At 66.7% G+C, this 14,413-nt stretch carries 9 protein-coding genes; 5 read left to right on the top strand and 4 right to left on the bottom strand.

Annotation, left to right across the window (positions count from 1 at the left end; translation table 11 throughout):
* Positions 1-299: 299 nt before the first annotated feature.
* The 3 genes from gltB (at position 300) to NV1_RS02380 (ending at position 7,897) form a co-directional block, all read left to right on the top strand.
* Positions 300-4,994: a glutamate synthase large subunit gene (gltB, locus tag NV1_RS02370; RefSeq protein ID WP_067884901.1), complete on the top strand. Its 4,695-nt coding sequence runs from the start codon at positions 300-302 to the stop codon at positions 4,992-4,994.
* 191 nt (positions 4,995-5,185) lie between these two features.
* Positions 5,186-6,670 carry a glutamate synthase subunit beta gene (locus NV1_RS02375; protein WP_067884902.1) on the top strand — a complete coding sequence of 495 codons (1,485 nt, stop codon included), beginning with the start codon at positions 5,186-5,188 and terminating at the stop codon, positions 6,668-6,670.
* 315 nt (positions 6,671-6,985) lie between these two features.
* Complete coding sequence (locus tag NV1_RS02380) at positions 6,986-7,897, top strand: cutinase family protein (RefSeq protein ID WP_084524983.1); 912 nt, start codon at positions 6,986-6,988, stop codon at positions 7,895-7,897.
* Positions 7,898-7,973: 76 nt separating this feature from the next.
* Here the strand turns inward: NV1_RS02380 and NV1_RS02385 are convergent, their stop codons facing one another.
* Together NV1_RS02385 and NV1_RS43145 are read right to left on the bottom strand one after the other, a co-directional pair.
* On the bottom strand, positions 7,974-8,240 hold the full coding sequence (locus tag NV1_RS02385; RefSeq protein ID WP_067884904.1) for a hypothetical protein: 267 nt from the start codon (positions 8,238-8,240) through the stop codon (positions 7,974-7,976).
* Positions 8,241-8,518: 278 nt separating this feature from the next.
* A complete protein-coding gene (locus NV1_RS43145) occupies positions 8,519-8,815 on the bottom strand; it encodes a hypothetical protein (protein WP_157116425.1) in 297 nt (98 codons plus the stop codon).
* Positions 8,816-9,257: 442 nt separating this feature from the next.
* On the opposite strand from NV1_RS43145, the gene NV1_RS02400 reads away from it, so the two are divergent.
* Positions 9,258-9,911 carry a hypothetical protein gene (locus NV1_RS02400; RefSeq protein WP_067884911.1) on the top strand — a complete coding sequence of 218 codons (654 nt, stop codon included), beginning with the start codon at positions 9,258-9,260 and terminating at the stop codon, positions 9,909-9,911.
* Positions 9,912-9,920: 9 nt separating this feature from the next.
* Here the strand turns inward: NV1_RS02400 and NV1_RS02405 are convergent, their stop codons facing one another.
* Positions 9,921-10,616 (bottom strand): histidine phosphatase family protein, encoded by a 696-nt coding sequence (locus tag NV1_RS02405; RefSeq protein ID WP_444980806.1) that lies wholly within the window; start codon positions 10,614-10,616, stop codon positions 9,921-9,923.
* Between the two features lie 48 nt (positions 10,617-10,664).
* Complete coding sequence (gene lysX, locus NV1_RS02410; RefSeq protein ID WP_245713517.1) at positions 10,665-14,189, bottom strand: bifunctional lysylphosphatidylglycerol synthetase/lysine--tRNA ligase LysX; 3,525 nt, start codon at positions 14,187-14,189, stop codon at positions 10,665-10,667.
* On the opposite strand from lysX, the gene NV1_RS02415 reads away from it, so the two are divergent.
* Positions 14,188-14,412, top strand: a complete 225-nt coding sequence (locus NV1_RS02415) for an RNA-binding S4 domain-containing protein (RefSeq protein WP_067884913.1) — start codon at positions 14,188-14,190, stop codon at positions 14,410-14,412. The two genes, lysX and NV1_RS02415, sit on opposite strands and share 2 nt — an antisense overlap.
* The last annotated feature ends 1 nt before the right edge of the window (position 14,413 follow it).

Genomic DNA, 14,413 nt, shown 5'->3' on the forward strand with positions numbered 1-14,413 from the left:
TGCCGAGGGTCGCGGAGACCCTCGGGCTCGCACAGCCGGACCGAACGGGCGACGCGGGCACGGCGGGTGGAACACGGAAGGGCTCCGCAACCGCCGAGCACCCGACTACGAACCGGAGCGGGTGGACAACTGGAGAGTTGACTGCACGAGACGACCATCAGCGTCGCTGGTCTGACGAACCCTCCGGGGCGCAGTCTAGACGGAGGCGTTCGACGAAGGCCATATTTCTTCGAAGGCCTGATTTTGAAGGCAGAGGCATGACGCAACTACCTGGCCACAGGTCACCGGGGTCCGATCGATTGCATCGCAATCCGGGACCCACCGGTCTCTATGACCCGGCGAACGAACACGATGCCTGCGGTGTCGCGTTCGTCGTCGACATGCACGGCCGCCGCAGCCGCGACATCGTCGACAAGGCTATTACGGCGTTGCTGAATCTGGAGCACCGCGGCGCCGCCGGCGCCGAACCCAACAGTGGTGACGGCGCGGGCATTCTGATCCAGCTCCCGGACAAGTTCTTCCGGGCCGTGCTGGCGGAGAGCGGAGCCTCCTTCGAGCTTCCGCCGGAAGGCTCCTACGCCACCGGTATCGCCTTCCTGCCGCAGGCCCGCCGCGAGGCCGCCCGCGCCTGCTACGGCGTGGAACGCATCGTCCGCGAGGAGGGCCTCGCGGTTCTGGGCTGGCGTGAGGTGCCGATCGACGAGACCTCGCTCGGCGCGCTGGCCCGCGACGCGATGCCGACGTTCCGGCAGCTGTTCATCGCCTCGCCCAAGGATTCGGTCGAGCAACTCTCGGGTCTGGACCTGGACCGTCGCGCCTACGTCGTGCGCAAGCGGATCGAGCACGAGCTCGGCCAGTCCGGTGCGGGCGAGGGCCCGGTCGGGCGCGAGACCGTCTACTTCCCGAGCCTGTCCGCGCAGACCTTCGTCTACAAGGGCATGTTCACCACCCCGCAGTTGCGGGCGTTCTACCTGGACCTGCAGGACGATCGGGTGGAGTCGGCGCTGGGCATCGTGCACTCGCGCTTCTCCACCAACACCTTCCCGTCCTGGCCGCTGGCGCACCCGTACCGGCGCGTCGCGCACAACGGTGAGATCAACACCGTCACCGGTAACGAGAACTGGATGCGCGCCCGCGAGGCGCTGATCAAGTCCGAGGTCTTCGGCGTCGACGAGCAGGGCCGCAACCGGCTGGAGAAGATCTTCCCGGTCTGCACCCCCGGTGCGTCGGATACCGCGCGCTTCGACGAGGTGCTCGAACTGTTGCATCTGGGCGGGCGCAGCCTGCCGCACGCGGTGCTGATGATGATTCCCGAGGCATGGGAACGGCAGGAGGCGATGGACCCCGCGCGCCGCGCGTTCTACCGCTACCACTCCTTCCTGATGGAGGCGTGGGACGGCCCGGCCTCGGTGTGCTTCACCGACGGCACCGTGGTCGGCGCGGTGCTGGACCGCAACGGCCTGCGTCCCTCGCGGATCTGGGTGACCGACGACGGCCTGGTCGTGATGGCCTCGGAGGTCGGCGTGCTCGATATCGAGCCGTCCAAGGTGGTCAAGAAGGCTCGCCTGCAGCCGGGCCGGATGTTCCTGGTGGACACCTCGCAGGGCCGGATCATCGGCGACGACGAGATCAAGACCCAGCTGGCCACCGAGCACCCGTACCAGGAGTGGCTGGACGGTGATGCGGGTAGAGCAGGCCCGGTCAAGCTGTCGGACCTGCCCGAGCGCCCGCATGAGCACATGGTGCACGACCGGGTCAAGATCCGGCAGCAGATCTTCGGGTACAGCACCGAGGATCTCAACATCCTGATCTCGCCGATGGCGACCACCGGCGGCGAGGCGCTCGGCTCGATGGGCACCGATACGCCGATCGCGGTCCTGTCGGCGCGGCCGCGGCTGTTGTTCGACTACTTCTCGCAGCTGTTCGCGCAGGTCACCAACCCGCCGCTGGACGCGATCCGCGAGGAGGTCGTGACCAGCCTGCGCAGCATGATCGGACCCGAGTTCGATCTGCTGCATCCCGGCCCGGAGTCCTGCCGGCAGATCACGCTGACCCAGCCGATCCTGGACAACGACGAGCTGGCCAAGCTCGTGCACATCAACGACGACGGCTCGCGCCCGGAGCTGCGGTCGGTGGTCGTGCACGGTCTGTACCCGGTGCGCAAGGGCGGCAAGGGGCTGCGCAAATCGCTGCAGGCGATCAACGAGCAGGTCTCGGCGGCCATCGCGGGCGGTGCGCGGATCATCGTGCTGTCCGACCGCGAGTCCAACGAGAAGCTCGCGCCGATTCCGTCGCTGCTGCTCACCGCCTCGGTACACCACCACCTGGTGCGCGAACGCACCCGCACCAAGGTCGGGCTGGTCGTGGAGGCCGGGGACGCCCGCGAGGTGCACCACATGGCCCTGCTGGTCGGCTTCGGAGCGGCCGCGATCAACCCGTACATGGTGTTCGAGTCGATCGAGGACATGCTCGAGCGTGGCATGTTGAAAATGCCGGGCAGCAGTGCTGGAATCAGCGGCTCCGCCGCCGATGGCGTGGTCCGCGACGCCTACCACACGGCGGTGCGCAACTACAACAAGGCCGCCGGTAAGGGTGTGTTGAAGGTGATGTCCAAGATGGGCATTTCCACCATCGCCTCCTACCGGGGCGCGCAGCTGTTCCAGGTGGTCGGGCTCTCGCAGGAGATGTGCGACAGGTACTTCACCGGCCTGAAGTCTCCGCTGGACGGTATCGGCCTGGACGAGATCGCCGACGAGGTCGCCGCGCGGCACCGGATCGCCTTCCTGGAGAACCACAACGAGCGCGCACACCGCGAGCTCGAGGTGAGCGGTGAGTACCAGTGGCGGCGCGAGGGTGAATACCACCTGTTCAACCCGGACACGGTGTTCAAGCTGCAGCACGCGACCCGGACCGGTCAGTACAAGATCTTCAAGGAATACACCAAGCTGGTCGACGATCAGTCCGAGCGGCTGGCCTCGCTGCGCGGTCTGTTCAAATTCCGTGGCGACGAGCGCAATCCGATTCCGATCGATCTGGTCGAGCCGGCTTCCGAGATCGTCAAGCGGTTCTCCACCGGCGCGATGAGCTACGGCTCCATTTCCGCCGAGGCGCACGAGACGCTCGCCATCGCGATGAACCGCCTGGGCGGACGCTCCAATTCGGGTGAGGGCGGCGAATCGCCCGCTCGCTTCGAGCCGGAGGAGAACGGCGACTGGCGGCGCAGTGCGATCAAGCAGGTGGCCTCGGGACGTTTCGGCGTCACCGCGCACTACTTGAGCAACTGCACCGATATCCAGATCAAGATGGCCCAGGGCGCCAAGCCGGGCGAGGGCGGTCAGCTGCCCGCGCACAAGGTCTACCCGTGGGTCGCCGAGGTGCGGCACTCGACGCCGGGCGTCGGGCTGATCTCGCCGCCGCCGCATCACGACATCTACTCGATCGAGGATCTGGCGCAGCTGATCCACGACCTGAAGAACGCGAACCCGCAGGCTCGGATTCACGTGAAACTTGTCGCCGAGCCGGGAGTGGGGACGGTTGCGGCTGGAGTCTCCAAGGCGCATGCCGATGTGGTGCTGATCTCCGGCCACGACGGCGGTACCGGTGCGTCGCCGCTGACCTCGCTCAAGCATGCGGGCGGCCCCTGGGAGCTCGGCCTGGCCGAGACTCAGCAGACCCTGCTGCTCAACGGCCTGCGCGACCGCATCGTGGTGCAGGTGGACGGTCAGATGAAGACCGGCCGCGACGTCATGATCGCCGCGCTGCTCGGCGCCGAGGAATTCGGTTTCGCCACCGCACCCCTGGTCGTCTCGGGCTGCATCATGATGCGCGTCTGCCACTTGGACACCTGCCCCGTCGGTGTCGCGACGCAGAATCCCGTGTTGCGCGAGCGGTTCACCGGCAAGCCGGAATTCGTCGAGAACTTCATGCTCTTCATCGCCGAGGAGGTGCGCGAATACCTGGCCTCGCTGGGCTTCCGCAGCCTCGACGAGGCCATCGGCCGGGTCGATCTGCTCGACACCACCAAGGCCAAGGAGCACTGGAAGGCCGCCAAGCTCGATCTGTCGCCGATCCTCGACGACGTCGAGACCGCGTTCATGTACCAGGACCGGCGCAACACCAAGGGTCAGGACCACGGTCTGGACCGGGCGCTGGACAACCAGCTCATCGCCGAATCGGCCGATGCGCTCGAGCGCGGCAAGCCGGTCAAGTTCGAGACCCGGATCACGAACGTCAACCGGACCGTCGGCACCATGCTCGGCCACGAGGTGACCAAGCTGTACGGCGGCGCGGGCCTGCCCGACGACACCATCGACATCACGTTCACCGGTTCGGCGGGCAACAGCTTCGGCGCGTTCGTCCCGGCGGGTATCACTCTGCGAGTGTTCGGTGACGCGAACGACTATGTGGGCAAGGGACTTTCGGGTGGCCACCTGATCGTGCGCCCGCCGCTGAACGCCCCGGACGAATTCGTCGCGGAGCAGAACATCATCGCGGGCAACGTCATCCTGTTCGGCGCGACCAGCGGTGAGGCGTTCATCCGCGGTGTGGCCGGCGAGCGGTTCGCGGTGCGCAACTCCGGTGCGACCGCGGTCGTGGAGGGTGTCGGCGATCACGGCTGCGAGTACATGACCGGCGGTAAGGTCGTCATCCTCGGTGAGACGGGGCGCAACTTCGGCGCGGGTATGTCCGGCGGCGTCGCCTACCTGTACAACCCGAACGGAACCTTCGAGAAGAACATCTCGCCCGAGCAGGCCGACGCCGTCGAGCCGCTGTCCGGTGACGATTTCACCTGGCTGCACGATGTCGTCGTCCGGCACCGCGACCAGACCGGTTCGGCCGTGGCCGAGGCCATTCTGGGTGATTGGTCGCAGCAGGTGACGCACTTCGTCAAGGTTATGCCGCGCGACTACAAGAAGGTCCTGCTCGCTATCTCCGAGGCTGAGAAGGACGGACGCGATGTCGACGCCGCCATTATGGAGGCCGCGCGTGGGTAAGGCGGCTGGGTCCGAGTTGATGTCGACGCCGCGCTGTGACTATTCAAGGCCGCGCGTGGGTAAGGCGGCTGGGTCCGAAATGATGTCGACGCCGCGCTGTGACTGCTCGACGCCGCGCGTGGCTGGAACTGTGGTGCGACGCACCGGAATTGATAGGTGCGCCGGGCCGGCGCTGACGTGTGGAGTCGAGAATGGGTGACGCACAAGGCTTCCTGAAGCACACCAAACGTGAGCTTCCCGAGCGGCGGCCGGTGCCGTTGCGGCTGATGGACTGGAAAGAGGTCTACGAGGAGGGTTTCTCGCACGAAACTCTGCGGACCCAGGCCAGCCGTTGTATGGATTGCGGAATTCCGTTCTGCCACAACGGTTGTCCGCTCGGGAACCTGATTCCCGAGTGGAACGATCTGGTCTACAAGGGCCAGTGGCGCGAGGGTATCGACCGCCTGCACGCGACCAACAACTTCCCGGAGTTCACCGGGCGGCTGTGCCCGGCGCCGTGCGAAGCGTCCTGTGTGCTGGGCATCAACCAGGATGCGGTGACCATCAAGCAGGTCGAGGTCGAGCTCATCGAGAACGCTTTCGACGAGGGTTGGGTGACCCCGGTCTATCCGACCCGGTTGACCGGTAAGAAGGTCGCCGTGGTGGGTTCGGGTCCGGCCGGACTGGCCGCAGCCCAGCAGCTGACCCGGGCCGGTCACACCGTGACGGTGTTCGAGCGCGACGACCGGATCGGCGGTCTGATGCGTTACGGCATTCCGGAATTCAAGATGGAGAAGCGTTTCATCGATCGTCGTCTGGCGCAGATGGAGGCCGAGGGCACCATCTTCCGACCGGGCGTGAACGTGGGCGTGGACATCACCGCCGAACAGCTGCGCGAGCAGTTCCACGCGGTGGTGCTGGCCGGTGGTTCCACCATCGCGCGCGATCTGCCGGTGCCCGGCCGGGATCTGGACGGGATCCATCAGGCGATGGAATTCCTGCCGCTGTCCAACCGGGTGCAGCTCGGCGATCCGATCACCGACGAGGACGGTCTGCCGCCGATCCACGCCAAGGACAAGAAGGTCGTCATCATCGGCGGCGGCGACACCGGCGCGGACTGCCTGGGCACCTCGCACCGTCAGGGTGCGGTGAGCGTGCATCAGTTCGAGATCATGCCGCGTCCGCCGGAGGAGCGCGCCTCGTCCACTCCGTGGCCGACCTACCCGCTGATGTACCGGGTCTCCTCGGCGCACGAAGAGGGCGGCGAGCGGGTCTACTCGGTCAACACCGAGCGGTTCGTGGGACGTGAAAACGAGCAGGGGCAGCAGGTCGTCGCAGGCCTGCAGGCGCACGAGGTGCAGATGGTGAACGGGCGTTTCGAGAAGATCGAGGGCACCGATTTCACGCTCGAGGCCGATCTGGTGCTGCTGGCAATGGGTTTCACCGGTCCGCAGAAGCCCGGTCTGCTCGAGGATCTGGGTGTCGGCTACGACCAGCGCGGGAACGTCAAGCGGGACAAGAGTTTCCAGACCACGGTCCCCGGTGTGTTCGTCGCGGGCGATATGGGCCGGGGTCAGTCGTTGATCGTGTGGGCCATCGCCGAAGGACGTTCGGCCGCCGCCGCGGTGGACACCTTCCTCGAGGGTGAATCGGCGTTGCCCACGCCGATCGTGCCGACCACCGTCGCGCAGCGCTGATCGGTCCGGACGTACAGCTCGAGAGCAGAGCGCCCGCGAACATTGTTGTTCGCGGGCGCTTTTCGTCTTTCGCCCGAATTTCCGGCCGATCCGGAACTGAAGCCGGACGTGTATGGGACGTCGAATGGCACTGGCGCGCCCGTCCATCTATTCTTGACCACGGTGCGGTGTCGACGGGCAAACGTTCTGATATCGGACTCGCGAGAGTTCGGTAGTTTGTTCGCCCACGGTTAACCAAACTGCAATCCGGCTACCACACCATTGTCTGGAAAAACTTGGGATGCCCAGTCCTGGGCAGGCTGAAACTGGAGCGGTATGCGGTTGAAAAGGGTTGCTGCGGCTGCGGCCGCGGTTGCGTTGTCGGGATTGTCGGGTGTGATCTTCGGAAGTGGTTCCGCGACAGCGGCTCCCGCGTGCCCGAACCTATACGTCGTGGCGATTCCCGGTACCTGGGAGACCGGTCCGGACAAGGCCGAGCACATGCGCGGCCCCGGCATGCTCGCTGGTGTCACCCGCAATATGCCCAGCGGCACGCGGGTCGACTACGTCAGCTACGCCGCCACCGCCTTCCCGTGGGAGGGTGACGTCTACGGTAAGTCGAAAGCCCAGGCGGTCAACAACGCTCGCGGCATGATCAAGGCGATGGCCGCGCGATGTGCGGCGACCAAGATCGCGATCATCGGTTACAGCCAGGGCGCGGACGCGGCCGGTGACGTGGCCGCCGAGATCGGCACCGGCATCGGGGTCGTGCCGCCGAGCCGCATCGCGGGCGTCGGCTTGATCTCCGACCCGCGTCGCTCGCCCACCGATGTCCAGGTCGGCCCGCGTGCCGGCGGCGCCGGTGCGAGTGGTCCCCGCCCGGGTGGTTTCGGTTTCGTCAGCGACCGGGTGCGCACCATCTGCGATCCGCAGGATCTGTACTGCTCCACCAAAGCAGACGACTTCGTCACTCGTTTCGCGGGTTTCCTGGCCGAGACCTCGGATCCGAACCCGGCGAGCATGTGGCGCTACCAGCTCGAGGCCGGTTCCATCGTGGGCGATCTGATGTCCGCCGGCGGTATCGGAACGTTGGGGACCCAACTGAGCGAGGGCGCGAACAAGAAGCGCGTCCAGCAGTTGGAGAAGTTCTACGGATCCGGTGCGCACACCTCGTACGGCAGCTATTCCGTCGGCGGCGGTCAGACCGCAGTGTCCTGGATGCACGGCTGGATCGCCGGAATGGCCTAGCGGCACCGGCGAGTTCGATTCTTCGACGAGGGCCACTTCCCGTAGCGGAAGTGGCCCTCGCCGTGTCCGGGGACGATCAGCCCGCGGAGCCGGTCGACGGGAGGAACTGCTGCGGACCCTGCGGGAACTGGGGGAACTGCGGTCCCTGCGGCCGGGGACCGTCATGGCGGTGGTCGTCGTCACCGGGACCACGATGGTCCGGGCCCTGGTTGTGCCAGTCGACGGCGCTCGCGCTCGGTGTGGCGGCGAAGGCGGGGACGGCCACGGCCGCCACGGGAACCACGGCCAGGGCGCCGGCGAGGGCAACACGGCTCACGATGCGACGGGTGCGGGTTGTCTTCACGAAGACTGCCTTTCGGTAGATTTCCGGCCACCTTCGCGGTGGCCATGCAGTCCATCGAAACGTCCGTCACTGGGTGCGTGGTATGTCCCAGCTGGCAATCGGCTGGGATTGCGGGCGATTGCGGTTCATCTGCCGGAAACGCGCCGCACCGGGGAGCGAATCGAATTGTTCCATGCCCCTGGTGAACTCGCATCCGGGCAGGCGACGAGGGCCACCCCCGCGCGGGAGTGGCCCTCGTTCACCCGGTGGCCGTGTCGTCGGCGGTCACCGAGGGAGTGTCAGCCGGCCGAGCCGGAGGGCGGCGCCCACGGGCCTTGGTTCCAGCCGTGGTTCCAACCCGGGAAGCCGGGAAGCCGGTGATCCCGGTCGTGGTGGTCCCAGTCGTTATCCCAGGGCCCGTGATTCCCGTCGTGGTCCCAGTCGTGGTGCCGATCGACCTGGATGGCCGAAGGGGATGTGGTGTCGGCCAGGGCCGGGCCGGCCATCGCCGCGAGCGGAACCGCGGCCAGGGCGCCTGCGACGGCGACGCGGGCCACCAGTCGCCGGGAACGTGTCGACTTCCTCGTGGAGAGCAACGAACTGCCTTTCTCTAAAGAACATGACCGCACATCACGTGCGGTTCACGGTGTCCCATCGAACGATCGATCATTGAGACGAGCATCCGATAAACCTCATAATCGGCTGAGAATTTCACACCGACTGTTCGGCCGCCATGGTACGGGCATAATCCGCACACCGAGCGCGCCAGGAGACAATGGCGCAAATGTGACGTTCGATGTGCGCGTGGGGAATTGGCGCGATCGCAGAATAGTCGATGGGGCGCGCGGCCGCATGTCGGCGAGTGATCATGTACGGCGTGCGCGGCGCATCGTGCACCACGATCTCGTTCGTGCCCTGAATTCGATTCGAGCTCGATTGTGTGCCAAAGGTTTTCGTCTCTCGGCTGCTTTGCGCTCATCCGGGCGCTGCACTACGCTCGGCAGTCGAGCTGTCCACCGTTAGGGGATTCCCGGACCCATGACCGACTCCGCGTCACCATCGACGTCTCAATGGGTTGTCCAATCAGTGCCGCCCGAGTGGCAGCCGCCGCAGGGGCTGATCGATGCCGCGGCCGTGAATTCCGGTGGGTCGGTGATCGACATCGATCCGGCCTGGGTCGACGACCCCAACGGATTCGTGCCGCCCGGGGCGGTGCGCGGCTTGTTCCCGGTGGACGAGCAGGGCCGTCTCATCCGGGAATATCACCGCAATACCGCGCACACACCGCCGCGGGACGACTTCCGCAATCTGTACGTGGACAACGAGGTTCCGTTGCTGGTGCTCGGCGACGATCCGGAGGCCGCCGTCCGCACGTACCTGACGAATACGCTGACCTCGCAGGTCGAGGGGACCGAGGTGGACTGGATCTGGGTTGCGGACGCACCGGGCCACCAGGTCGCCGGGAAGCCGATCGAGAACGATCAGGTCGCCGTCACCCGGGTCGCGCTGGGTATTCCGTTCGCCATGTCGGTGCGGGCCCCCGGACGCGACCGGGAGATGCTCGCGGGGACGTTCACCATCATCTGGGCCGGTCTGGACGAACCCGAGCGTCGCATGCGGCTGTGGCTGGATCTCGGGGAGCCCCTGGAATGGGCGGTGGAACAATTCCCGACCCGCATGCACGAGGTGTAGCGGGCGAATTCAGCGGCCGGGCAGATTCCGCGGCAGCAGATCCCAGACGTGGCCGTTCTCGTTGATCGTGGCCACCGTGCGATTCCCGGTGCGGGAGTAGAGGATGCGCGTGATCGAACAATAGTCGATCGGAAAGGTCAGCGGACGCTCCAGACCCAGGATCCGTTGCGTCAGCACATTGATCACCCCGCCGTGCGCGAACGCCACCACGGTATCGGCATGATCGGCCGCCGCGACGATCGCATCGATCGCCGCGGAAACCCGGGCGAAGAATGCGGCGCCATCGATCTGCTCGGGCAGATATCCCGCCTTGATCCGCCGATACACCGCGGCGAATTCCGCCTGCGCGGAATCGGATTCGCCTGAACCACCGGAGCCCTCGGCGGCCTTGCGAGCGTCCTCGATCGGCAGGTAGACCGGCAGGTCCCGGTCGTATTCGGCGAGCCCGTCGAAAATCTCCACCGGCAGACCGAATTTCGCCGCACTCGCCGCCGCCGTCGACCGGGCCCGGCGCTGCGGACTCGACACGATGCGCGCGATGCGGTGACCGCCGCCCTCGAGCCGGGCCAGCGCGCCGGGCACCCGCGCGGCCTGATCGAGACCGATATCGGTCAGATCCGGATCGGCGGGACCGTCGACGGCGACCAGACGGTCCGGTTGGGCGTGACGTACGAGTACCAGCTGCACGTCATTACTGTGCCGCATGGGCGCGCACCGCCGTCATCCCGGCATCCCGCGACGGCGGCACGCAGCTCAGGTACGTGGTTTGACCAGCGGGAACGGCAACGTCTCGCGGATACTGCGCCCGGTGATCAACATGACCACGCGGTCCACGCCGACGCCCAGGCCACCGGTCGGGGGCATGGCGTGTTCGAGGGCCTGCAGGAAGTCCTCGTCCAGTTCCATCGCCTCCGGATCGCCGCCCGCGGCCAGCAGGGACTGATCGGTGAGCCGCCTGCGCTGCTCGATCGGATTGGTCAGTTCGCTGTAGGCGGTGCCCAGTTCGACGCCCCAGGCCACCAGATCCCAGCGTTCGGCGACGCCCTCGATGCTGCGGTGGGCGCGGGTCAGCGGGGAGACCGAGGTGGGGAAGTCGATGTAGAAGGTCGGCTCCTCGGTGCGGTCCTCGACCAGATGCTCGTACATCTCCAGCACGATCTGGCCCGAGTCCCAGCCGCACTGGTACGGCACTCCGGCCTTGTCGCACAGCGAGCGCAACCGTTCGACATCGGTGTCGGCGGTGATCCGCTCGCCCAGGGCCTGCGAGATCGCATCGTGCACGGTCTTGACCGGCCAGTCCCCGGAGATGTCGACCTCGGCCAGCGAACCGTCCGGCTGCGGGCGCATGGCGACCATCTTGCCGTTCGCGGCCAGGGCGGCGTCCTGGATGAGCTGACGGCAGGCGTGCATCATCCGCATGTAATCGCTGTGCGCCTCATAGGCTTCCAGGATCGTGAACTCCGGGTTGTGGCTGTAGTCCACACCCTCGTTGCGGAACACCCGGCCCAGTTCGAACACCTTCTCCATACCGCCCACGCACAGCCGCTTCAGATACAGCTCGGGTGCGATCCGCAGATACAGGTCCAGGTCGTAGGCGTTGATGTGGGTCTGGAACGGGGTGGCGTTCGCGCCGCCGTGCACCTGTTGCAGCACCGGGGTCTCCACCTCGAGAAAACCCCAGCCGTTGAGCGTGTCCCGCAGCGAACGCACCACGGCACTGCGTTTGGCCAGCATCTCGCGGGTGTCGACGTTGATCGCCATGTCCACGTAGCGCTGCCGCACCCGGGCCTCGGGATCGGACAGGCCGCGCCACTTGTCCGGCAGTGGATGCAGGCATTTGCCGATCATCCGCCAGTCCTGTGCCAGCAGCGACAATTCGCCGCGGCGGCTCGCGCCGATCTGTCCGCTGACCTCGATCAGATCGCCCAGGTCGAAGAATTCGTCGAATTCGTGCGCCCGGTCCACGCCGACGCGGCCGCGGTCGATCACCAGCTGGATATCGCCGGACCAGTCCCGCAGCACCGCGAAGATCACCCCGCCGTAATCGCGGATGCGCAGCAGTCGCCCGCACACGCGCACGGTCGTGCCCTTCGGTGAGCGGCGCGCGTCCAGGACCGAATGGGTGGGCGGATAGGCGACCGGATAGGAATCGATCCCGGCGGCCTCGAGCCGGGCGACCTTGTCCATCCGCACCCGTACCTGTTCCGGGCGGCGGGGACCGCGCTGCTCGAGTTCCGCCGGGGGCAGCTCCGGCGGGCTCCCGTCGGCGTGCAGGCCGGTCATGGCCGGCGGGACGGCCGAGCGAATGCCGGTGTGCCGCATGGGATCCGGCTGTTTACCGAAGCGCGGCAGGAAACCCTCGGCCAGGGCGCTGGCCATGGCCACCCGGACCAGTTGGCGGCGTTCCTCGAACAGGGAGAACCGAGGCACCCACTGCGGCTGATACTTCACATTGGAGCGGTACAGCGCCTCGAGCTGCCACCAGCGCGAGAAGAACATCAGCACACCGCGCCACAGCCGCAGCACCGGACCCGCGCCGATTCGCCCGCCCTCCTCGAAGACCGCGCGGAACACCGCGAAGTTCAGCGAGACCCGGGTGATGCCGTACTGCTCCGAACTCAGCGCCAGCTGGGAGATCATCAACTCCATGACGCCGTTGGGACCCTTGGGATCTCGCCGCATCAACTCCAGTGAGACACCGGTGCGGCCCCACGGGACCAGCGAGAGCATGCCCAGGACGCGTTCGGCCGATTCGGGCTCGCCGTCGCCGGATGCGGGATTGCCGGAAGAGATGGCCTCCACCAGCAGGCAGTCGCCGTCCAGCGGATCACCCAGGCGGCCCAGCGCCATGGAGAATCCGCGTTCGGTCTCGGTGTCGCGCCAGGCGTCGGCGTTCGCGATGACCCGGGAGAATTCCTCGGGGGTGAGTTCGCTGTGCCGCCGGATGCGCACAGTGATGCCCTGTTTGCGCAGGCGGTTGGCGGCCTGACGCACCTGTTTCATCTCCGGGCCCGCCAGGGAGAACGTGCGGGTCTCCAGAATCGCCTCGTCGCCCAGCCGCAACGCCGACAGTCCGGCCCGGCGATATGCGGTCGCGCCCAACTCGCTCGCACCCATCACCGCCGGAGCCCAGCCGTACTGATCGGCCAAGCGCAACCATGCGTCGATGGCCTGCGGCCAGGCTTCCTTCGGTCCGATCGGATCGCCCGAGGCCAGGCAGACGCCCAATTCCACGCGATAGGTGACCGCGGCCTTACCGCTGGGCGCGAAGACGACCGCCTTGTCGCGGCGGGTGGCGAAATATCCCAGTGAATCCTCGACGTCCGAGCGTTCGAGCAGTCCGCGCAACGCCGATTCGTCCAGTCCGGTCAGTGCGTTGGACGCGCGCTGGGAGCTGAACAGCACCATCGCCGCCGCCATCACCGCGAGGAATCCGAAGAAACCGAGCAGCAGATCCACGAAATGTCTGGGGTGACCGTCGAAGCTGTCGGTGCTGACCAGAATCGCCGCGGTCACCTTGGACACCGCCCAGGCCGGGCGTTCCAGACCACGCGGCAGCGTCCCCGGTAGCAGTTCCACCAGTCCCCAGCCGAGCAGGAATCCGGTGGCCAGCCCGCCTGCCAGGACTCCGAGCGCCTTCCACACCGCCGCGCGGCGGACCTGGGTGTAGAACTCCGGCCAGGCCGCGATCAGCAGTCCGATCACCAGGACGTGCACGATCAGCGCGATCAGCGAACTGATATTGCGTTCGTCACCGAATTCGATGGCGTTGGCGGCTGCGAACGAGGCCATATAGGCCACCAGCAGCCACCAGGCGATGCGTTTTCGGCTGGCGGTCGCGCCCGCGAGCAGGCCGATCATCAACGCCCACACCAGCGAGGTCTCCGGGGCGTCGAAGTAGTAGTCGTCGATGTAATGCCGCGGCACCTGTGTGATGAACCGCAGACCGGGAGAGATGCTCCACAGCATGCACAGCACCGAGAAGGTGCCCAGGACGAGTCCGGCCAGATGCGGAACCTCACTGAGCCGTCCGTGCGCGCGGTGCGGTACCTCCGGAGATCGCGCGGTGCGCTCGGCGGTGTGCCGACGGTCGGGTTTGGAGCGCCGGCGCTCGGAAGGCGCTACGCCGGATGTCGATGTCACCGAACCAGTGTGAATGTTGACCTCGCTCGAATGCGGAACGTCGGCGTGCATGTCCGTACCCAGTGTGTGCGCGCCGAGGTCGCCGCGGGGGGTGGATGCACCGCCGCGGGCGCGAAAGGTGAAGATGTTACCCATGTCGGATCCAGTCGATGTGCCGATCGATGACGAGGTCATTCGACTCGGGCAATTCTTGAAGCTGGCCAACCTGATCGACAGCGGCTCGGAGGCCAAGACCGTGATCGCCGCCGGTTTGGTGCGCGTCAATGACGAGGTCGAACTGCGGCGAGGCCGTCAGCTGCATGCCGGTGACGTGGTCACCATCGCCGGACACCGGGCCCGGGTCGGCAACGGGGCCTGAC

This window comes from Nocardia vaccinii NBRC 15922 (genome assembly GCF_001613305.1).
In the GTDB taxonomy this organism is placed as follows: Bacteria; Actinomycetota; Actinomycetes; order Mycobacteriales; family Mycobacteriaceae; genus Nocardia; species Nocardia vaccinii.